The following is an 18,902-nucleotide window of genomic DNA, read 5'->3' as shown; positions in this document are numbered from 1 at the left end:
GCGCGGGGCGTGGGTGGCGGCGGCCACCCGGAACGGGACATACCAACCGGTCGGTATGCCGACGTCCACCCTAGGAACGGCCGGGACGGCCAGTCAACCGCCCGCGCCCGGCCGCACCCGCCCGGCCGTCCAGCTCGGCCGACCCGCTCAGCCGTCCCGCAGGGCCCGCGCGAAGCCCGGGTGGTCGTGGTAGTCGCGGGTCTCGGCGATCAGCCCGTCGCGCACCCGCAGCACCTGGATGTTGGCGACGCGGAACGCGCGGCCCGAGGCCGTCACGCGCCCGTCGTAGCCGAACTCCGCGACGATCACCTCCGGGTCGCCGGTGTCGTGCACCAGCACGTCGCGGGCGCGCAGTTCGAGGGGCCCGCGCGCGGCGGCGCGGAAGTGCCGGTCGATCGCCGCGCGGCCCTCCAGGCGCGGCGGCGCGGGCGGGAGGGCGAAGGGCTGCTCGACGACCGCGTCCTCGGCGTAGAGGGCGGCGAGCTCGTGCCAGCGTCCGGCCGAGATGCCCGCGCTGAGCCGCGCGAACACCTCGCGGGGGGACGCGGCGGCGGGGGGCGTCACGCCATCGCCTCGTCGAACGCGCGGTGGTGGGCGTAGTCGCGGGACTCCACGATGTGCCCGTCGCGCACCCGCAGGACGAAGATGTTGGGCACGACGAACTCCCGCCCGTTGCGGGTGTTGCGTCCCGCGTACTCGAACTCGGTGATGATCACCTCGGGGTCGGCGGTCTCGTGCACGACGACGTTGCGCGCCTCCAGCTCCACGGGCAGCGTCTCCAGCTGGGCGAAGTGCCGGCGCAGCGCCTCGCGGCCCTCCAGGCGGGAGGCCGGGTGGGCGAAGGGGTGCACCACCACCGCGTCCTGCGCGTAGAGCTGCGGCAGGCCCTCCGGCCGCAGCGCGGTGATCCCGTCGATCAGCCGCTGGAAGACGGCCCGGGGGCTGGCGAACTCTGACATGCGATCTCCCCTAGAATCGGAGTACGTGCTCCGCATGAGAAAATATGGAGTCAAGACTCCACTTGTCAACGGAAGGCCGCGATGACATCACCCGCCTCCGGCAGACCGCTGCGCGCCGACGCCCTGCGCAACCGCGCCAAGGTCCTCGCCGCGGCCGAGGAGGTCTTCGCCGTCCAGGGGACCTCCGCCTCCACCGAGGAGGTCGCGCGCAAGGCGGGGGTCGGCATCGGCACGGTGTTCCGGCACTTCCCCACCAAGGAGTCGCTGCTGGAGGCCGTGCTCGTCGCCCTGCTGGAACGGCTGGCGACCGAGGCGCGGGACCTGCGCTCCGCGGACGACCCGGGCGCGGCGTTCTTCGGCTTCTTCACCCGGGTGGTCTCGCAGGCGGCCGCCAAGCAGGCCGTGACCGAAGCGCTGGCCGAGGCCGGCGTCGACGCCCGGCAGGCCACCGGGCGCGCCGGGCCGGACCTGAAGTCCGCCCTCGGGGTCCTGCTCGGACGGGCGCAGGAGGCCGGCGCCGTCCGCGCCGACGTCGGGCCGGGCGAGGTCATGGCGCTGCTGGCCGGCATGTCCTACGCCGCCGGACGCGCCGGGGCCCGCGAGGACGTCCTGCGGATCGCCTTCGACGGGCTGCGTCCGCGGGAGCGCCCGGCGGGCGAACCCGGGTAGGGCGCCCGGCTACGGCTCCGCCAGCTCGGCGGGCAGGTCGTCCTCGTGCAGCACGGCCAGCGTGGTGACCGCCCGGGTCAGCACGACGTACAGGCGGGCGAGCCCGCGCGCCTCGGCCGCGGCGATGGCGGCGGGCTCGGCGACGATCACGTGGTCGTACTCCAGGCCCTTGGCGAGGGTCGCGGGGATGACCAGCAGCCGTCCGGTGCCGGACGACTCGGGCCCGAGGACCTCGTGCTCCAGTCCGGCGGCCTCCAGCGCCGCCGCGTGCGCGCCCGTCCGCGCGTCCGGGACGATCAGCCCGACCGAACCGGGGCGGGCCAGCGCGGCGCGGGCGGCCTCGACCGTCGCGGCGGCCAGGTCGTCGACGCGCCGCACGGTGAGGGCCCCGGCGCCGGGGCGCAGCGAGCGCGGCCGCTCCAGGCCGGGCGCGACGTGCGGGAGCAGGCGGGCGGCGAAGTCGAGGACGGTGCCCGGGACGCGGAACCCGAGGGTCAGCTCGGTGACCTCCCCGTCCTGCCCGAGATGGGCGAGCACCTCCTTCCAGGTGCGGGCCGACCACGCGGTCGTGCCCTGCGCGAGGTCGCCGAGGACGGTCGCCGAGCCCGTCGCGCAGCGGCGTCCCAGCGCCCGCAGCTGCATCGCGGACAGGTCCTGCGCCTCGTCCACCACCAGGTGGCCGAGCGAGGTGGTGCGCTCGATGAGGTCGTTCAGCTCGTCCAGGAGGGCCCGGTCGGCGGCGGTCCACTTGGCGGAGCGGTGCGAGCGTGCGGGTCTCGCCGGCAGGAGCGCGGCCTGCTCGTCCTCGTCCAGCACGCCCTTGGCGGCCCGGCTCAGCAGATCGGCGTCCGACAGCAGCCGGTGCAGGACCTGCTCGGCGCTCACCTTCGGCCACACCGCGTCGAGGACCTGCTTGACCGGCCTGCTCCGCGCGACCTGGTCCTGGACGCGGTCGTCGGGGGCCTCGCCGCGCCGTTCCATCCGCACGAGGATCTGGTGCGCGAGCCGCTGCGCGAACGCGGCGCGGCCGCTGCCGTAGCGGGTGGTGCCGCGCAGCGCGGCGGCGATCTCGCGGATCTCGTGGTCGGCGAGCCGGTAGCGCGCCGCGCCCCGCGTGACGACGAGCCCCTCTTCAGGTTTGCGGACGTGCAGCCACAGCGCCCTGCGCAGCACGTCGGCCATCCGGGCGTCGCCCTTGAGGGCGGCCACGTCCGCGGGCTCGTCGCCGAGCGGCGGGCCGAGCAGGTCGTCGATGGTGGCCTGCTCGACCCGGACCTCGCCGAGCGCGGGCAGCACCGCCGCGATGTAGGCGAGGAACGCACGGTTCGGCCCGACGATGAGCACGCCTGATCGCGACAGCCGCTCCCGGTGGGTGAACAGCAGGTAGGCGGCGCGGTGCAGGCCGACGGCGGTCTTGCCGGTGCCGGGCGCGCCCTGGACGCAGACGCTGCGGGGCAGGTCGGCGCGGACGATCACGTCCTGCTCGGGCTGGATGGTGGCGACGATGTCGCGCATCGGGCCGGTCCGGGGCCGCTCGATCTCCTCGGTCAGGATCCGGGACGGGCCCGCCCCCTGCCGCGTGCCGCCGCCGTCGAGGGGCTCGTCCTCGAACGCGGTCAGCTCGCCCGCCTGGAACCCGAAGCGGCGCCGCAGCCGCCAGCCCATCGGGTCCGCGGGTCCGGCCTGGTAGAACGCCCGCGAGACGGGGGCGCGCCAGTCCAGTACGAGGGGGCGTCCCTCGTCGCCGTCGTGGACGTGCCGCCGCCCCACGTACATGACGGCGGGCAGGTCGGGGCCGGCCGCGCCGCCGCGGTCCATGCGGCCGAACAACTGCGGGGTGCCCGGGTGGTCGGCGAGCGCCTCGACGCGCTGTTCGAGCAGGGACTCCAGGAACTGCTTGGAGACCCAGTCGGCGGCGACGTCGGCGGAGAGGCCCTCGGCGTGCTCGCGCATCCGGCGCAGGGCGGCGCGGGACTCGGCGAGATGGGCGCGTTCGGCTGCGAGGACCGCGGGTTCGGAAGGGTCGGCGGACTCGGCGGGCATGCGGACAGACCTCCGGCTGCGAGGGTGGTGGGGGGCGAAACCCACGACCTTACCGACACGGCGCGGGCGCCGCCGGACATTTCGGCAGCCCGCCTTCGCGGGGGCGGCGGCGGGGTGCCTTGCCGGTGGATCCGGGGTGTGTGACGTTGGATCGCATGGCGACTCTCACCGGACGGTCCGCTTTGGTCACGGGAGCCTCGTCGGGCATCGGCGCCGTGGTGGCGGAGGCGCTCGCCGCCGCCGGGGCGCGGGTCGGCCTGGTGGCGCGGCGCCAGGACAGGCTCTCGGAGGTGCTGTCCCGGTGCCGCGCGCACGCCCCGGACTCGGCGATGTGGGCGGCCGACCTCGCCGACCTCGACGCGGTCGCCGACCTCGCCGCCGAGGCCGAACGCGAGCTCGGCGGCGTCGACGTGCTGGTCAACAACGCGGGGATGCCGAAGCGGCGCCGCGTCCAGGACCTGGCGCCCGCCGAGGCCGACGAGGTCGTGCGGCTCAACTACCTGTCCCCCGTGCGGCTCACGCTGGCGCTGCTGCCGGGCATGGTCGCGCGCGGGCGCGGCCACCTGGTCGCGATGGGCTCGGTCGCGGCGCGGCTCGGCCCGCCGCGCGAGGCCGCCTACTCGGCGTCCAAGGCGGCGCTCACCGCGTTCTGGGAGAGCATGGCGGTCGATCTGGACGGCACGGGCGTGCAGGTCCACGTGATCCAGCCCGCCCTGATCGCCGGGACGGAACTGTTCACCCTGCCCGGCAACGAGCCGCCGCTCAGCGACGTCGCGGACGCCCTCCCGCCGCAGGAGGTGGCCGCGGCCGTGCTGGAGGTCCTGGAGAGCGGGCGGTTCGAGCGGTACGTGCCGGACTGGTTCGGCGAGATGGCCTCCGGCAAGGCCGCCGACGTCGAGGCGTTCGTCGCCGGGGTCAAGGAGTGGACCCGCGACCGGCTGGCGCCCCCGGCACCCTGACCCGCCCCTCCCCCGGCCCGTTGCCGCCGCCCGCGCGCCTCAGTAGGGTGTGGCCCGCCAGTGATCCACATCACACGAGGCGCGGAGGGGCGGAGGCCATGGCCGCTGCGGAGGGCCTGCGGGTGCGGGACGTGACGGTCCGGTTCGGCCCGCTGACGGCGGTCGACGGGGCGGGGCTTACCGCCCCGCCCGGCGCCGTCACCGGCCTGGTCGGCCCGAGCGGCGCCGGCAAGACGACGCTGTGCGACGTGATCACGGGGCTGCGGCGGCCGGCGGCGGGCGCCGTCCTGCTCGACGACGCCGACCTGACGCGCTGCGCGGCGCGGGAGCGGGCCCGGCGCGGCATCGCCCGCACGTTCCAGCGGGCGGGCGCGACCGGATCGGCGACCGTCCGGGAGGCCGTCCAGGCCGCCGCCGCCCGGCACGCGATGACGCGGGAGCAGCCGGGGCGCACGGCGCGTGACCGGTGGCGGCGCCGCTTCGAGGCGCGCCGCGACGCGGGCGCCGTCGCCGACGCGCTGCTCGCCCGGGTCGGCATCCAGGACCACGCGGACCGGACCGCCCGGGACGCGCCGCCCGGCGTCGCCGGGTTGACGGACCTGGCCCGGGCCCTCGCCACCGACCCGGCCGTGCTCGTGCTGGACGAACCGTGGACGGGCCTTCCGGAGCGGCACGCCCGGGCGCTGGAGGTCCTGCTGCGCGACCTGGCCGGGGAGGGGCTGGCGGTGCTGGTCGTCGAGGACGAGATCGAGCCGGTGCTCGGCGTCTGCGACGTCCTGCACGTCCTGGACGACGGCAGGGTGATCGCCGCCGGGCCCCCGGCGGAGGTGCGGACCGACCCCCGCGTGCGCGACGCCTACCGAGACGCCCACCGCGCCGGCCCGACCGTCACCACGTGTCGATCCACCGGCGGGGACGGTCGTCGGCGGGCGGGGCGGCGGCCAGCACGGCGGTGATCCACCGCCGCGTGTCGGCGGGGTCGATCACGTCGTCCAGCTCGAACACGGTGGCGGCGTGGAGCGCCTTGCCGTGCTCGTAGGCCGCGGCGACCATCTGCTCGAACATCGCCCGCGGATCCTCGGCGGCCTCCAGCTCCTTGCGGAACCCGAGCCGGACGGCGCCCTCCAGCCCCATGCCGCCGATCTCGCCGGTGGGCCAGGCGAGGGTCGCGAGCGGCGCCGTGAACCCGCCGCCCGCCATCGCCTGCGCGCCGAGCCCGTAGCCCTTGCGCAGCACGATCGTGACCATCGGGACGCGCAGGTTGGCGCCGATGACGAACAGGCGGCTGAAATGCCGGACGGTGGCGGTCCGCTCGGCGTCGGGTCCGACCATGAAACCGGGGGTGTCGCACAGGGACACCACCGGCAGCCCGTGCGCGTCGCACAGCTGCAGGAACCGGGCGGCCTTGTCCGCGGCGTCGCGGTCGATGGCGCCGCCGAGGTGCGCCGGGTTGCTGGCGATCAGGCCCATCGGGCGGCCCTCGATCCTGACCAGCGCGGTGACGATCCCGACGCCGAACGCGCGGCGCAGTTCCAGCACCGACCCGGTGTCGGCGAGGTGGGCGACGGCGCGGCGGACGTCGTAGGCGCGCAGCCGGTTCTCCGGGACGAGGTGCCGCAGGACGCGCTGGTCGCCGCAGGACCAGTCGTCCGCCGGGCCCCGGAAGTAGGACAGGTAGCGGCGCGCCGCCCGGACCGCCTCGGCCTCGTCGTCCACCACGATGTCGATGACGCCGTTCGGCTCCTGGTCGGCGACCGGGCCGATCTCCTCGGGCGTGACGGCGCCGAGCCCGCCGCCCTCGATCATGGCGGGCCCGCCCATGCCGATGTTGGCGTCCCGGGTGGCGATGATGACGTCGCAGCAGCCGAGCAGGGCCGCGTTCCCCGCGAAGCAGCGCCCGTTCGCGACGCCGACGGACGGGACGGCGCCGCTGAGCCGCCCCATCGCGTGGAACGTCGTCACGTCCAGGCCGGAGACGGTCGTGGTGTCGGTGTCGCCGGGGCGTCCACCGCCGCCCTCGGCGAACAGCACCAGCGGCAGGCGGCGGCGGTGGGCGATGTCGAGCATGCGGTCGGTCTTGCGGTGGTTCAGGTGGCCCTGCGTCCCGGCGAGGACCGTGTAGTCGTAGGAGATCACGACGGCCTGCGCGCCGTCGACGTCCCCGATGCCGCAGACCATGCCGTCGGCGGGAGTCCGCTCGACGAGGTCGTCGAGGGAGCGGCGCCGCCGCTGCGCCGCGATGACGAGCGCGCCGTACTCGACGAACGTCCCCGGGTCGCACAGGTCGCCGATGTTCTCCCGCGCGGTGCGGTGGCCGCGCGCGTGCCGCCTGGCCACCGCCTCGGGGCGGGCCGCGTCGAGCCCGATCTCGTGCCGGCGCAGCGTCTCGGCGAGGTCGGCGCGGATCAGGTCGAGGTCGGCCGCCTCGTCCTCGGCGGCGTGGTCGCCGCCGCCCTCGGCGGGCTCGGTGAACAGCAGCGGCGCGCCCTCGGCGACGGTGTCGCCGGGCGCGGCGGCCAGGGCCCGGATGATGCCCGCCTCCCCAGCGCGGACGACGTGCTCCATCTTCATCGCTTCGAGGATCAGCACGGGCGCCCCGGCCCCGACGAGGTCGCCCTCGGCCACCTCGACGCTCACGACCGTCCCCTGCGTCGGCGCGGGGATCGCGACCGTGCCGAACGGCGCGTCCGGGACGGCCGCGGCCTCGGGCCCGGCGGCGCTCGGGGCCGTCTCGGCGTAGTACCGGCGGTGCTCGCTCTCCAGCAGCTCGGGCAGGTGGTCGGCGATGAAGGACGTGCCCGCGCCGCCGGAGGTGAAGCCGGGGTGGCGCAGCACGCCCTGCAGCAGCGGGATGCTCGTCGCGACGCCCGCGATCTCGAACTCGCCGAGCGCGCCGTGCGCGCGGGCCGCGGCGGACGGCAGGTCCTCCGCGCGGGCGATGACCTTGGCGAGCAGCGGGTCGTAGCGCGGGCTCGTGCGGTGGCCGGCGTGCCCGTGGGTGTCGACGCGGACGCCGGGCCCGGACGGCGGCGCGAACGCGGTGAGCGTCCCGGCGCTCGGGCGCGGCGCGCCGTCCGCGCCGATCGTCTCGGCGTTGACCCGCACCTGGACGGCGCAGCCGGACGCCCGCGGCGGCGCGGCCAGGCCCACCGCGGCGAGGTCCTCCCCCGCCGCCAGCCTGATCTGCGCCTTCACCAGGTCGACGCCGGTGATCTCCTCGGTCACGGTGTGCTCGACCTGGAGCCGGGGGTTGGCCTCCAGGAACCAGAACTCCTCCCCGTCGACGAGGAACTCGAAGGTGCCGAGGCTCTCGTAGCGGACCCGGGCCGCCATGCGCAGGGCGGCGTCCAGCAGAGCGTCCCTGACGCCTCCGGGCAGCGCGGGCGCGGGCGCGATCTCGATCAGCTTCTGGTGGCGGCGCTGGACGCTGCAGTCGCGCTCCCACAGGTGGGTGACGGCGCCGGAGCCGTCGCCCGCGACCTGCACCTCGATGTGGCGGGCCCGCGGGACGTACTTCTCGGCGTACAGCTCGCCGCGGCCGAAGGAGGCGAGCGCCTCCGACCGGCACCGCTCGTAGGCGTCCGCGACGGCGGCGGGCCCGGCGGCGACGCGCATGCCGCGCCCGCCGCCGCCCGCGAGCGCCTTGATCACGACGGTGCCGTGCTCGCGGGCGAACGCCTCGGCGTCGGCGAGGCTCGCCGCGCCGGGCGTGCCGGGGGTCACGGGCACCCCCGCCTCCCGTGCCAGGCCGCGCGACCTGGTCTTGTCGCCGAACAACTCCAGCAGCTCCGGGCGAGGGCCGACGAAGGTCAGCCCGGCCGCGGCGCAGGCGGCGGCGAAGCCCGCGTTCTCGCTCAAAAAGCCGTAACCGGGGTGGACGGCCGTGGCGCCGGCGTCCTTCGCGGCGGCGACGAGCGCGTCCGCGTCGAGGTACCCGGCGGCCCCGTCGCCGGGCAGGACGCGCGCCTCGTCGGCGCGCCGGGCGTGCGGTGCGGCGGCGTCGTCGCGGGTGTGCACGGCGACCGTCCGCAGGCCCAGCTCGGACGCGGCCCGGACGACCCGCAGCGCGACCTCGCCCCGGTTGGCCACAAGGATCCCGCCCACCCGGCCTCCTCACCTCGCCCGAGACGGTCGGCCCTCACTCTAGAGAGCGGGACGCCGGGGGCGGCGCCCGGAGGTCCCGGTGCTCGTCTCCCGCCGTGTTCTGAGCGGGGACATAATGCGGGGGAGGCGGCCCGGCCCGGGCCGCGGACGAGGGGGGCCGATGCCGGAACGGCGCCGGAGGACCGTGCGCGACCTGCGCCGCGCCAACCGGTCGGTGCTGCTGCGGCGGCTGTACTTCGACGGGCCGCTCAGCCGCCAGGACCTGGCCCGCGCGACCGGCCTCAGCCCCGCGTCGGTCAGCAACGTGGTGAGCGAGCTGATCGAGGCCGGGCTTGTCGTGGAGGCGGGCAGCGTCGAGTCCGACGGCGGGCGGCCGCGCGTGCTGCTGGAGACCGCGGCCGGTTACGGCCACCTCGTCGGCGTGGACGTCGGCGAGACGCGGGTGATGGTCGAGCTGTTCGACCTGGGGCTGACCCAGCTCGCCAAGGCCGACCTGCCCCTCGGCGACGGCGGCCGCGACGCGCGCGCCGTCGTCCGGCACATCCTGGACGGCCTGCCGGCGGTCGTCGAGGGCGCGTCGGTCGACCCCGCGTCCGTCATCGGCGTGGGCGTCGGCGTCCCCGGCATGGTCGAGCACGTGCCGGAGGCGGTCGTGCACTGCCAGACCATCGGCTGGGACGGCGTTCCGCTGGAGCGGATGCTGCGCGAGGGCACCCGCCTGCCGCTGTTCGTCGACAACGGCGCGTCGTCGCTCGGCCAGGCGGAGATGTGGTTCGGCGCGGGGCGCGGGCACCGGGACGCGGTCGTCGCCCTGATCGGATCCGGTGTCGGCGCCGCCGTGATGATCGACGGCTCACCGTACCGGGGCGCGGCCGGCGGCGCGGGCGAGTGGGGCCACACGACGTCCCGGGTCGGCGGCGCGCCGTGCCGGTGCGGGTCCCGCGGCTGCCTCGAGTCCTATGTCGGCGCGACCGCCCTGCTGGAGCGCTACGGCGCCGCGGGCGGCCCGGCCGGAGCCGGCGAGGAGGCGGCCCTCGCCGGGCTGCTGGCCGACCCGTCCGAGGAGGCGGCCGCGCTGCGCGAGGACGTCGCCGAGCACCTCGGCGCGGGCATCGCCGACCTGGTCAACCTGTTCAGCCCGGAGAAGATCATCATCGGCGGCTGGGCGGGGCTGCTGATCGGCGGCCGGATGCTGGACCGGATCGTCGCGGCCGCCGCCGCCTACGCGCTGCGGCGGCCGTTCGCGCGGACCTCGATCGAGCTGTGCCACCTCGGGCCGGAGGCGGTCGCCGTGGGCGCGGCGACCCTCCCGCTCGCGCACCTGCTCGACGGCGGCGAACCGTCGGGCGCGCGATGGCCCGGCGGCGGCCCACGGGGGATAATGACGTACTGACCAGCTTCCTGGAGGGCGACGACACATGGGCACCGCCGGCCGTTCCGTGCGCGAATCCCTGCTGGACGCCGCCGCGGACCTCCTGGTGGAGCGCGGCTACCGGGCCGTCCGCATGCGGGACGTCGCGTCCGCCGCCGGGGTGAGCCGGCAGACCGTCTACAACGAGTTCGGCGACAAGTGGGGCCTGGCGCAGGCGGTCGTGATCCGCGACAACGAGCGCTACCTCGACGGCATCGACGCGGTGCTGTCCGAGCACGCCGACCTGTACTCGGCGGTGGTCGCCGCGGTCACGTTCACGCTGGAGACCTCCGCCGACGACCAGCTGAAGAAGGCGGTGCTGACGGGCGCGGGCGGCGACGAGATGCTGCCGCTGCTCACCACGCAGGCCGAGCCGGTGCTGTTCTCCGCCAGCGCCCGCATCGCCGAGCACGCCCTGCGCCAGTGGCCGGATCTGGACCGCGCCGCGCTGACCGAGATCGCCGACGCGGCCGTGCGCCTGACGATGAGCCACATCATGCTCCCGTCCGGGCCCCCTGAGGTCTTCGCCCACTTCGTCGCCCGCATGGTGACCGCCTATATGGCCGCCCCGCGTCAGTGAGCACTTACTCGCGTCGGCTACGGTGAGCCCACGCGAGAACGTGCGAGGAGGCGCGATGGACTTCGACCTGCCGGAGGGCGCGGCCGCGGTGCGCGAGGGCGTGCTGGCGGTCGCCGGGAAGTACGACCAGGACTACTGGGGCCGGTGCGACGCGGACAAGCGGTGGCCCGAGGAGGTCTGGCGGGAACTGGTCGACGGCGGCTGGCACAGCCTGGCGATCCCCGAGGAGTACGGCGGCGGGGGCCAGGGGCTGCTGGAGCTGGCGGTGGCCCTGGAGGCCCTCGCCGAGGGCGGGGCGGGCGGCGCCGCGTCCTTCATGTACCTGCTGACGCCCGCGTTCGGCGGCCTCACCATCGCCCGGCACGGCACCGCCGAGCAGAAGCGCGAGCTCCTGCCCAGGATCGCCTCCGGCGAGGTCGAGACGTGCTTCGCCATCACCGAGCCGGACGCGGGCAGCAACGCCATCAACATCTCCACCCAGGCGCGCCGCGACGGCGACTCCTTCGTCGTCGACGGCCAGAAGATCTGGATCTCCGGCGTCGAGCGGGCCGACTTCCTCGTCCTGGTCACCCGGACGATCCCGGCCGCGCAGGCCCGCCCCCGCACCGCCGGCTTCACCGTCCTGCTGGTGGACGTCAAGGAGGCCGTGGCCGAGGGCACGCTGACCTACCGGCCGATCCCGAAGCTCGGCACCAACACCGTCGCCTCCAGCATGCTCTTCCTGGACGGTGTGCGCGTGCCCGCCGACCGGGTCCTCGGCGAGCCCGACCAGGGCTTCGCCGTCCTGTGGGACATCCTCAACCCCGAGCGGATCCTGGCCGCCGCGGGCGGCGTCGGGTCCGGCGGCCTGGTGCTGAGGACCGCCTGCGAGTACGCGGGCGAGCGCGCCCCGTTCGGCACGCCGATCGGAGCCAACCAGGCCGTCGCGTTCCCGCTCGCGCGGATCAAGGCGCAGCTGGAGCTGGCCCGGCTGATGACCTACAAGGCCGCCTGGCTGTGGGACCGCGGCCGGCCCTGCGGCTCGGAGGCCAACATCGCCAAGCTCACCGCGGCCGACGCGGCCTGGCAGGCGGCCGACCGCGCGTTCCAGACCTTCGGCGGCATGGCGTACTCCCTGGAGTACCCGGTCGCGCGGATGTTCCGGGACGCCCGCATCGCCAAGAACATCCCGGTCGCCGAGGAGCTCGTCCTCGCCCACATCGCCCAGCACGAGCTGGGACTCCCCAAGTCCTACTGACCCGGGCGGGAGGCGCCTCAGCCGAACCGGGGCGGGCGCTTCTCCCGGATCGCGGCGACGCCCTCGCGCACGTCCGGGCCGGTGAACCCGAAGAACTCCATCGCCAGGGAGGCGTCGAACGTCGGCCCGGCGAGGCGCAGCCAGTTGTTCAGCGCGTGCTTGGTGAACGACAGCGCCTCGGCGGGGCCGGCGGCGAGCCGGCCGGCGATCTCCAGCGCGCGCTCGTGCACCCGCTCGTCGTCCACGCACAGCGAGACCAGGCCGATCCGCTCGGCCTCCTCGCCGGTGAGGACGTCGTTGAGCAGCAGGTAGTACTTGGCCTTCGCGAGCCCGCACAGCAGCGGCCACACGATCGCCGCGTGGTCGCCGGCCGCGACGCCCAGCCGCGTGTGCCCGTCGATGATCTTCGCGGTGCGGCCCGCGACCGACACGTCGGCCAGCAGCGCGACCGCGAGCCCGGCGCCCACCGCCGGGCCCTGGACGGCGCTGACCACCGGCTTGGAGCAGTTCAGCACGTTCATCACGATGTCGCGGGCCTCGCGCATGATCCGGCGGCGGGACGCGTGGTCGGTCATCATCTCCTCGATCATGGCGAGATCGCCGCCGGCGGAGAACGCCGTCCCCTCCCCCCGCACGAGCACCACGCGCGCGTCGTCGTCGGCGTCGGCGTCCCGCCAGATCTCCGCCAGCTCGCGGTGCCCGGTGGTGTCGACCGCGTTCAGCTTGCCCGGCGTGCTGATCGTGACCCGCAGCACCCCGTCCGCCGCCCAGTCGATCTTCAGCCGCTCGTACGCGTCGTACCGCGTCATGCCGCACTCCCCTGCCGCGAGTGGTCGTCGAATGCCGCGCGCAATCGTCGCACAGCGAACTCCACCGCCTCGGCGCCGGTATCGAAGATCTCGGGAAGCAGGAAGAAGGAGTGCACGACGCCGTCGTAGCGGCGCAGCTCCACCGGCACGCCGGCCGCGGCGAGCCGGCGGGCGTAGCGCTCGGCCTCGTCGCGCAGGATGTCGCACTCGGCGGTGATCACGGTGGCGGGCGCGGCGCCGGCCAGGTCCGGGGCGCGCAGCGGGGCGAGCCGGGGGTCGGACGGGTCCGCGCCGTCCCGGTAGAGGTCCATGAACCGGGCGAGCGACCCGGCGTCCAGCCCGTAGCCCGTCCCGTACTCCCGCCAGCTCGGAGTGTCCTTCGCCGTGTCGGTCACCGGGTAGACGAGGAGCTGGTGGGCCAGGGGGATCCCGGCGTCCCTGGCCAGCAGCGCGGCGACCGCGGCGAGGTTCCCGCCGGCGCTGTCGCCGGCGACCGCCACGGCCCCCCTCCGCACGCCGTACCGGCCGGGCTCGCGCGCCACCGAGGACACCACGGCCCAGGCGTCGTCCACCGCCGCGGGGAACGGGTGCTCGGGGGCCAGCCGGTAGCCGACGTTCAGCACGACGCACTCCGCCTCGGCCGCCAGGTCTCGGCAGAAGGCGTCCACGTTGTCGACGCCGCCGAGCACCCACCCCCCGCCGTGCAGGTACACGACGGCCGGCAGCGGCCCTCGCTCGGGCGGCGCCGGACGGTACAGGCGCACCGGCACGGGCCCTCCTGGGCCGGGCACCTCGATGTCGCGGACCCGGGGAAGCTCGCGCCGCACGACCGGGAAGGCCGCGCCGATCCGCTCCCGCATCTCCTCGATCGTGGGCTCGGCGGGCCCGTCCGGCCCCGGTGGCACGGCCGTCCACGAGGCGAGCTGCTCCAAGAAGCTCACGGTCTGCGGGTGCAGGGGCATTCAACGGCCTCCGGGGGGACATCGGCGGAAATCCACCCCTCGGCCTGCCCGGTGACCGGGCCGCCAATCCCCCGCGTCAGCGTCCGGCGGCCTCGACGACGAAGGCCTCGAAAAGCCGCCTGTCGTCGCCCTCCTCGGGGTGCCACTGGACGGCGAGCCCGAACCGGTGGCCCTGCAGCTCCACGGCCTCCACCACCTGGTCCTCGGCCCACGCGACGGCGGTCAGGCCCTTGCCGAGCCGGCTCACCGCCTGGTGGTGGTAGGTGGGCACGTCGGACGATGCGCCGAGGATCCCGCCGATCAGGCTCCCCTCGCTGGTCCGCACCCGGTGCGAGCCGACGAGCCCCACCTCCGGGGCGTGCCCCTTGTGGCCCACCGCCTCCGGCAGGTGCTGGACGAGGGCACCGCCCCGCGCGACGTTCAGCACCTGCATCCCCCGGCAGATCGCCAGGAACGGCAGGTCGGCGTCGACGACGGCGCGGGCGAGCGCCAGCTCGAACCGGTCGCGCTGCGGCTGCGGCGGCCCCGTCTCGGGATGCCGGACGGCGCCGTACAGCTCCGGGTCGAGATCGCCGCCACCCGCCAGGACGACGCCGTCCAGCCGCGAGACCAGGGTGTCCAGGCCGCGCAGGGTCGCGGGCGGGGGCAGCAGGACCGGGACGCCCCCGGCCCGCTCGACCGAGCGCGCGTACGGCACGGGCAGCAGCGCGGCCTCGCGCACCCAGGCCCCCCAGCGGGCCGGCTCCTGGTAGGTGGTGATGCCGATGAGCGGCGGCCCGCCCTCACCTGCGGCCGGATGCGGCGCTCCGCGCGCGGCTCCTGACATGCGAGTCTCCCCCTGTGCTGGACGCCGGCCCGCGGGGCGGCCTCCGGCACGGGTGATCTGCCTGCCGGGCGCACGTCACCGTGCGTCACCGGGACCCTCGCGCCGTCCGCCCCCCGGGCCCTCCTTCCGGCCAGCTTGCCGCACGGCGGGGGTTCCCGCCGTCGGAAGCGGCGAGATCGGTCTACCGGGCGCCGGGGGCGCGCGGCCGGTCCGGGGCGGCGCGGAGCGGGAAACACCGAAGAATTCTGAAATCTTCCTCCCTGATGCAGGTTCTTCCTCCCCTTCCGGACGGTTCTTCCCGAACGTTCCCTCCAGCATTGGATACCGATCAGTATGCGTTGACCGCCGCACTTACGGTCCGTCACAGGGAATTGACTGGCGATTACGCCGGGTAGCGATTACACACCCCTGCGAGAGCGAATCATTGAACACCTGCGGGGACGGGTGAGAGAATCTCACCAACTCGGGCAGCAGGCGCGCCCGGATCGTCCGTGAGCCCTGCCGTCCGACCGCCGAAAACAGCCCGCTGGGGAGGCGAGCCGACCGAATGTCGCCGGAAACTCGCGTTATCAAAGAATGCTTCGCACGCCTTGAGGCCGACCCCGCGGGCGCGATGCGCTATTTCTACGGCCGCCTTTTCGCGGCGCGGCCGCGGCTGCGCACCCTGTTCCCGCCCGCCATGAACGGCCAGCACGACCGGTTCTTCCACGCGCTCGGCCGCATCGTCTGGAGCCAGGACAACCCCGAGGAACTCGCCCGCCACCTGGAGGGCCTCGGCCGAGGCCACCGCAAGTACGGGGTGCTGCGCGAGCACTATCCGGCCGTCGAGGAGGCCCTGACCGCGACCCTGCGCGCCTTCGCCGCCGACGTCTGGACGGCCGAGGCCGAGGCCGCCTGGCGCGCCGCCTACCGCTCCGCCGCCGACGCCATGGCCGGCGCGGCGGAGCGGGACGCCGCAGACGCCCCGCCGTGGTGGGTCGGCGAGGTCGTGCGGCACGAACGCCGCGCGTTCGACCTCGCCGTCCTCACGCTGCGTCCCGAGCGCCCCCTGCCGTTCTCGTCCGGGCAGCACGTGAGCGTGCAGGCGGCCCGCTGGCCCCGGGTCTGGCGCCCGTACTCGATCGCGAACGCGCCCCGCCCGGACGGGACGATCGACCTGCACGTCCGCGCCCGGCCCGCCGGGTGGGTGAGCGGCGCGCTGGTCCGGCACACCGGCACGGGCGACAGCATCCTGCTGGGCCCGCCGGAAGGCGCCATGACCCTCGACCCTGACTCGGGCCGCCCGCTGCTGCTCATCGGCGGCGGCACCGGCCTGGCCCCCGCGAAGGCACTGGCCGAGCAGGCCCTCGCATCGGACGCGGACCGCGACGTCCTCCTCGTCGTCGCGGCCAGCACCGAGAGCGCCCTCTACGACCTGCCCGCGCTGCGGCAGATGGAGTCCGCGCACACCCGGCTCCAGGTCGTCCCGGTGGTGTCCCGCGAACCCGCGGCCGGCGCCCTCACCGGCCGCGTGCCGGACGTCCTGCCCCAGCTCCTGGACGGGGCGGGCGGGCACGACGCCTACGTGGCCGGGCCCGCCCCGCTCGTCCGCGCGACGGTCACCGCCCTGCAGCGGCTCGGCGTGCCGCTGACGCGCGTCCACCACGACCTGCTCACGGCCGGGGACTGAGGCGCGTCACCAGCCGGCGCGCTCCCGCAGGAACTCGGTCGTCTTCGCGTCCGCCGGGTAGAACGACTCGATCGCCAGTTCCGCCACCGTGATGTCGACGGGGGTCCCGAAGGTCGCGATCGTGCTGAAGAACGACAGTTCCCGGCCGTCGACCCGCATCCGCAGCGGGACGAAGACCTCGTGGCTCGCGGGCGGGGCGATCGCCTCCCCCACGTCACCGGGGAAGCTCCGCAGCTCCCTGTAGAGCTGGGCGAGCGCCGCGTCCGCGGTCAGCGCCACATGCCGGCGGACCCGGTCGATCATGTGGGCGCGCCACTCCGCCAGGTTCAGGATGTTCTTGGCCATGCCGTCCGGGTGCATGCTGAGCCGCAGCACGTTCAGCGGCGGCTCCAGCAGCTCCGGCGGCGCGCCCTCCATGAAGAACGCCGCCGCGGCGTTGGCGTCGATCAGGTTCCAGAACCGGTCCACGACCACCGCCGGATAGGGCTCGTGGCCCTCCAGCACCTGCCGGAGCGCCGCGCGGACCGTGTCCATCTTCGGTTCCTCGATCGGCGTCTCCTCGAACACCGGCGCATACCCGGCCGCCACCAGCAGCAGGTTGCGGTCGCGCAGCGGCACGTCCAGGTGCTCGGCGAGCCGCAGCACCATCTCCCGGCTCGGCGCCGAACGCCCCGTCTCCACGAAGCTGAGGTGCCGCGTCGACACGTCCGCCTCCGACGCCAGCTCCAGCTGGCTCAGCCGGCGCCGCTGCCGCCACGCCCGAAGCTGGTCCCCGATCGGCCGCACGTCGCTCAAACCTGCCGTCATCGTCATCGTCGTCACGCCACGACGCTACCGGCTCCCGGATCAAGCCCACGATTACGTGCGGGGTAATGGACGCGGTGAGACCGCGTCGATCCGGATGACCGCCTCGTGGCTCAGGTCACGCGGACACACGCGTCCTGAAACGTTGATGCTCGGCCCCGCGCAATCGGCCGATCGTGAAATCAAGCGTGCCGGCCGCAGTTCCGATGGACTCGTGGGATAACGGCAGCGGCCCCGCAGCCGGCACACATCTGAAATGACGGCGCGCCCGGCTCTCCTTCGGCCGCCGACCGCGCCCTAGGCGACGCTCAGGACGCGACCGCCGCACGGGCCGCCGTCGAGAACAGCGGGTTCGTCATGGATACGGTCTTCGGCACGAACTTCCCCTTCACACACACCACGCCCTTGGCCTTCTCCCCAGGCGCGATGTCCGTCGTGGCGATCTGCCCCTCGTACTCGCCGAGCGCGTCACCGGTGTCGTGCTTGACGCTGTCGGTCCCGGTGATCGCGAAGTACAGCGGGTTGATCTCCACCTTCTTCTTGGCGTTGTTCGCGACGGTCACCTTGACGCAGGTCAGCGCGCCACCCTCGGACAGGATGGACCGCTCCGCGGTGGTGCGCTTGGCGGCCAGCCCGATCGGCGGCTTGGCCTTCTTGGTGGACCCGCCGGTCTCGCCGCCCCTGGCGTCGGCGCCCTGAACGGGCGGGGCGTCCTCCACCGGCTCACAGGCCGCGGTCGCGGTGAGGCCGACGGCGGTCGCGGCGAACAGGATGAACTTGCGCATGATGTGGTCTCCCCCGTGTTCGGTCCCGTGACAGAACGATGAATGCGAATGTGAGACGCCTGATGCTCGGCAGGCGTTTCCGGGGAAACACGGCTTGGCGCGATGCGATGACCAACAAAAGGCGCGAAGTGGGATATGTGCCCGGTCAGGTATGAAGAGGTGATGGCACGAGAGGCCGAGTCAGCGGGACCGGCCCGGCGCCTTTACGTTGTAGATTTTTTGGCGAGGTGCTCGCCGAAGAAGGCGAGGATGCGGGCCCAGCCGTCCGGGGCGTTCTCGCGGCCCTTGCCGAACCCCATGACGATCTTCGCGATCGGGCCGAACGGGGGCGGCGGCGTGAGCTCGGTGAGGAAACCGTGGCCGGTCCCCGGGTACTCCTTCACGTCGTGCGTCACGCCGGCGGCCGTGAGCGCGCGCTCCAGCCTGCCCGCGGCGCCCCGCAGCGACGGGTCCGCGGCGCCGTAGCTGCCGACGATCGGGCACGCGCCCCGCAGGGACTCCTCCGGCCGGCGCGGCAGGATCCCGTAGTTGGCCGCGGCGGCCTCGAAGTCGTACTTCGCCGCCGCGACCAGCGCGAACCCGCCGCCCATGCAGAACCCGCACACCCCGACGCCGCCGGTGCAGTCGTCCCGGCCGGCCAGCCACGCGCGGGCCGCCTCGATGTGGTCGAAGGTCGGCCCGCGCTGGGCGCGCATGTCGCGCATCGCCTTGGCGACGCAGCGCACCCAGGGCGCCCCGTCGTAGAGGTCGGGCAGGACGGCGAGGTAGCCGTGGGCGGCGAACCGGTCGGCCTGCGCGCGCATGTCGTCGTTCGCGCCCATCGCCTCGAACACGATCACGACGCCCGGCCAGGGCCCCTCACCCTCGGGGACGGCGAGGTAGCCCGGCAGCTCGCGGGAACCCACCGGAATGGAGATGTCAGACATAACGTCCAATAATTCCCCAGACAGGCCGGGTACGCCTAGGGCCTATCTGGAAGTCGCCTCGGCAACGCGCGCGAACGCGTGACCTGGCCGGTGGAGCGAGGCCGGAGGCGAGCGGAGCCGGGCAGATCGCGAAGCGATGCCGCGTTCGCCCAGTACCGG

17 protein-coding genes are annotated in these 18,902 nt (G+C 74.8%); 7 read left to right on the top strand and 10 right to left on the bottom strand.

From position 1 onward, the window contains the following. Positions 1-147: 147 nt before the first annotated feature. Positions 148-564, bottom strand: coding sequence for a nuclear transport factor 2 family protein (locus AB0C84_RS39135; protein WP_361076150.1), 417 nt, complete (start codon positions 562-564; stop codon positions 148-150). Continuing rightward, a complete protein-coding gene (locus tag AB0C84_RS39130; protein ID WP_179848773.1) occupies positions 561-959 on the bottom strand; it encodes a nuclear transport factor 2 family protein in 399 nt (132 codons plus the stop codon). Before AB0C84_RS39130 ends, AB0C84_RS39135 begins: the two co-directional genes overlap by 4 nt. 81 nt (positions 960-1,040) lie before the next feature. Between AB0C84_RS39130 and AB0C84_RS39125 the strand changes: the two genes are divergently transcribed. Beyond that, positions 1,041-1,628 carry a helix-turn-helix domain-containing protein gene (locus tag AB0C84_RS39125; RefSeq protein WP_361076146.1) on the top strand — a complete coding sequence of 196 codons (588 nt, stop codon included), beginning with the start codon at positions 1,041-1,043 and terminating at the stop codon, positions 1,626-1,628. 9 nt (positions 1,629-1,637) lie between these two features. Here the strand turns inward: AB0C84_RS39125 and AB0C84_RS39120 are convergent, their stop codons facing one another. Further along, positions 1,638-3,671 carry an AAA family ATPase gene (locus AB0C84_RS39120; protein WP_361076143.1) on the bottom strand — a complete coding sequence of 678 codons (2,034 nt, stop codon included), beginning with the start codon at positions 3,669-3,671 and terminating at the stop codon, positions 1,638-1,640. A gap of 155 nt (positions 3,672-3,826) precedes the next feature. Here AB0C84_RS39120 and AB0C84_RS39115 point away from each other — a divergent pair, with 155 nt between their 5' ends. Together AB0C84_RS39115 and AB0C84_RS39110 are read left to right on the top strand one after the other, a co-directional pair. Further along, on the top strand, positions 3,827-4,630 hold the full coding sequence (locus AB0C84_RS39115; RefSeq protein ID WP_361076140.1) for an SDR family NAD(P)-dependent oxidoreductase: 804 nt from the start codon (positions 3,827-3,829) through the stop codon (positions 4,628-4,630). A gap of 98 nt (positions 4,631-4,728) precedes the next feature. Continuing rightward, complete coding sequence (locus tag AB0C84_RS39110) at positions 4,729-5,586, top strand: ATP-binding cassette domain-containing protein (RefSeq protein WP_361076137.1); 858 nt, start codon at positions 4,729-4,731, stop codon at positions 5,584-5,586. On the opposite strand, the gene AB0C84_RS39105 is transcribed toward AB0C84_RS39110, so the two are convergent. After that, a complete protein-coding gene (locus tag AB0C84_RS39105) occupies positions 5,519-8,734 on the bottom strand; it encodes a carboxyl transferase domain-containing protein (protein WP_361076135.1) in 3,216 nt (1,071 codons plus the stop codon). The genes AB0C84_RS39110 and AB0C84_RS39105 overlap by 68 nt on opposite strands. 160 nt (positions 8,735-8,894) lie before the next feature. Between AB0C84_RS39105 and AB0C84_RS39100 the strand changes: the two genes are divergently transcribed. The 3 genes from AB0C84_RS39100 to AB0C84_RS39090 are packed head-to-tail and all read left to right on the top strand — an operon-like array spanning position 8,895 to position 11,962. After that, positions 8,895-10,127 (top strand): ROK family transcriptional regulator, encoded by a 1,233-nt coding sequence (locus AB0C84_RS39100; RefSeq protein WP_361076132.1) that lies wholly within the window; start codon positions 8,895-8,897, stop codon positions 10,125-10,127. Positions 10,128-10,152: 25 nt separating this feature from the next. Further along, positions 10,153-10,725: a TetR family transcriptional regulator gene (locus tag AB0C84_RS39095; protein WP_179848766.1), complete on the top strand. Its 573-nt coding sequence runs from the start codon at positions 10,153-10,155 to the stop codon at positions 10,723-10,725. 55 nt (positions 10,726-10,780) lie between these two features. After that, positions 10,781-11,962 (top strand): acyl-CoA dehydrogenase family protein, encoded by a 1,182-nt coding sequence (locus tag AB0C84_RS39090; protein ID WP_361076129.1) that lies wholly within the window; start codon positions 10,781-10,783, stop codon positions 11,960-11,962. A 17-nt stretch (positions 11,963-11,979) separates the two neighbouring features. Here the strand turns inward: AB0C84_RS39090 and AB0C84_RS39085 are convergent, their stop codons facing one another. From AB0C84_RS39085 to AB0C84_RS39075, 3 genes are all read right to left on the bottom strand, one after another. Further along, positions 11,980-12,771 (bottom strand): enoyl-CoA hydratase/isomerase family protein, encoded by a 792-nt coding sequence (locus AB0C84_RS39085; protein WP_361076126.1) that lies wholly within the window; start codon positions 12,769-12,771, stop codon positions 11,980-11,982. Next, positions 12,768-13,733 carry an alpha/beta hydrolase gene (locus AB0C84_RS39080; protein WP_361076123.1) on the bottom strand — a complete coding sequence of 322 codons (966 nt, stop codon included), beginning with the start codon at positions 13,731-13,733 and terminating at the stop codon, positions 12,768-12,770. Before AB0C84_RS39080 ends, AB0C84_RS39085 begins: the two co-directional genes overlap by 4 nt. A 76-nt stretch (positions 13,734-13,809) precedes the next feature. Further along, on the bottom strand, positions 13,810-14,559 hold the full coding sequence (locus AB0C84_RS39075) for a gamma-glutamyl-gamma-aminobutyrate hydrolase family protein (protein ID WP_179848762.1): 750 nt from the start codon (positions 14,557-14,559) through the stop codon (positions 13,810-13,812). Between the two features lie 613 nt (positions 14,560-15,172). Here AB0C84_RS39075 and AB0C84_RS39070 point away from each other — a divergent pair. Beyond that, positions 15,173-16,228: a globin domain-containing protein gene (locus AB0C84_RS39070; protein ID WP_361076120.1), complete on the top strand. Its 1,056-nt coding sequence runs from the start codon at positions 15,173-15,175 to the stop codon at positions 16,226-16,228. 6 nt (positions 16,229-16,234) lie between these two features. Here AB0C84_RS39070 and AB0C84_RS39065 read toward each other — a convergent pair whose 3' ends face one another. The 3 genes from AB0C84_RS39065 to AB0C84_RS39055 form a co-directional block, all read right to left on the bottom strand. After that, the gene (locus AB0C84_RS39065) at positions 16,235-17,041 is read right to left on the bottom strand and encodes a helix-turn-helix transcriptional regulator (RefSeq protein WP_361076209.1); all 807 of its coding nucleotides are present in this window, start codon (positions 17,039-17,041) and stop codon (positions 16,235-16,237) included. A gap of 299 nt (positions 17,042-17,340) precedes the next feature. Next, on the bottom strand, positions 17,341-17,817 hold the full coding sequence (locus tag AB0C84_RS39060) for a DUF4352 domain-containing protein (RefSeq protein WP_361076117.1): 477 nt from the start codon (positions 17,815-17,817) through the stop codon (positions 17,341-17,343). Between the two features lie 203 nt (positions 17,818-18,020). Next, the gene (locus AB0C84_RS39055) at positions 18,021-18,743 is read right to left on the bottom strand and encodes a dienelactone hydrolase family protein (protein ID WP_361076114.1); all 723 of its coding nucleotides are present in this window, start codon (positions 18,741-18,743) and stop codon (positions 18,021-18,023) included. Positions 18,744-18,902 lie beyond the last annotated feature (159 nt).

Origin of the sequence: Actinomadura sp. NPDC048955 (assembly GCF_040649435.1) — a bacterium.
GTDB lineage: Bacteria > Actinomycetota > Actinomycetes > Streptosporangiales > Streptosporangiaceae > Spirillospora > Spirillospora luteofluorescens.
Note: the sequence above shows the minus strand (reverse complement) of the source record. Positions and strands in the feature narration are given on the sequence as shown.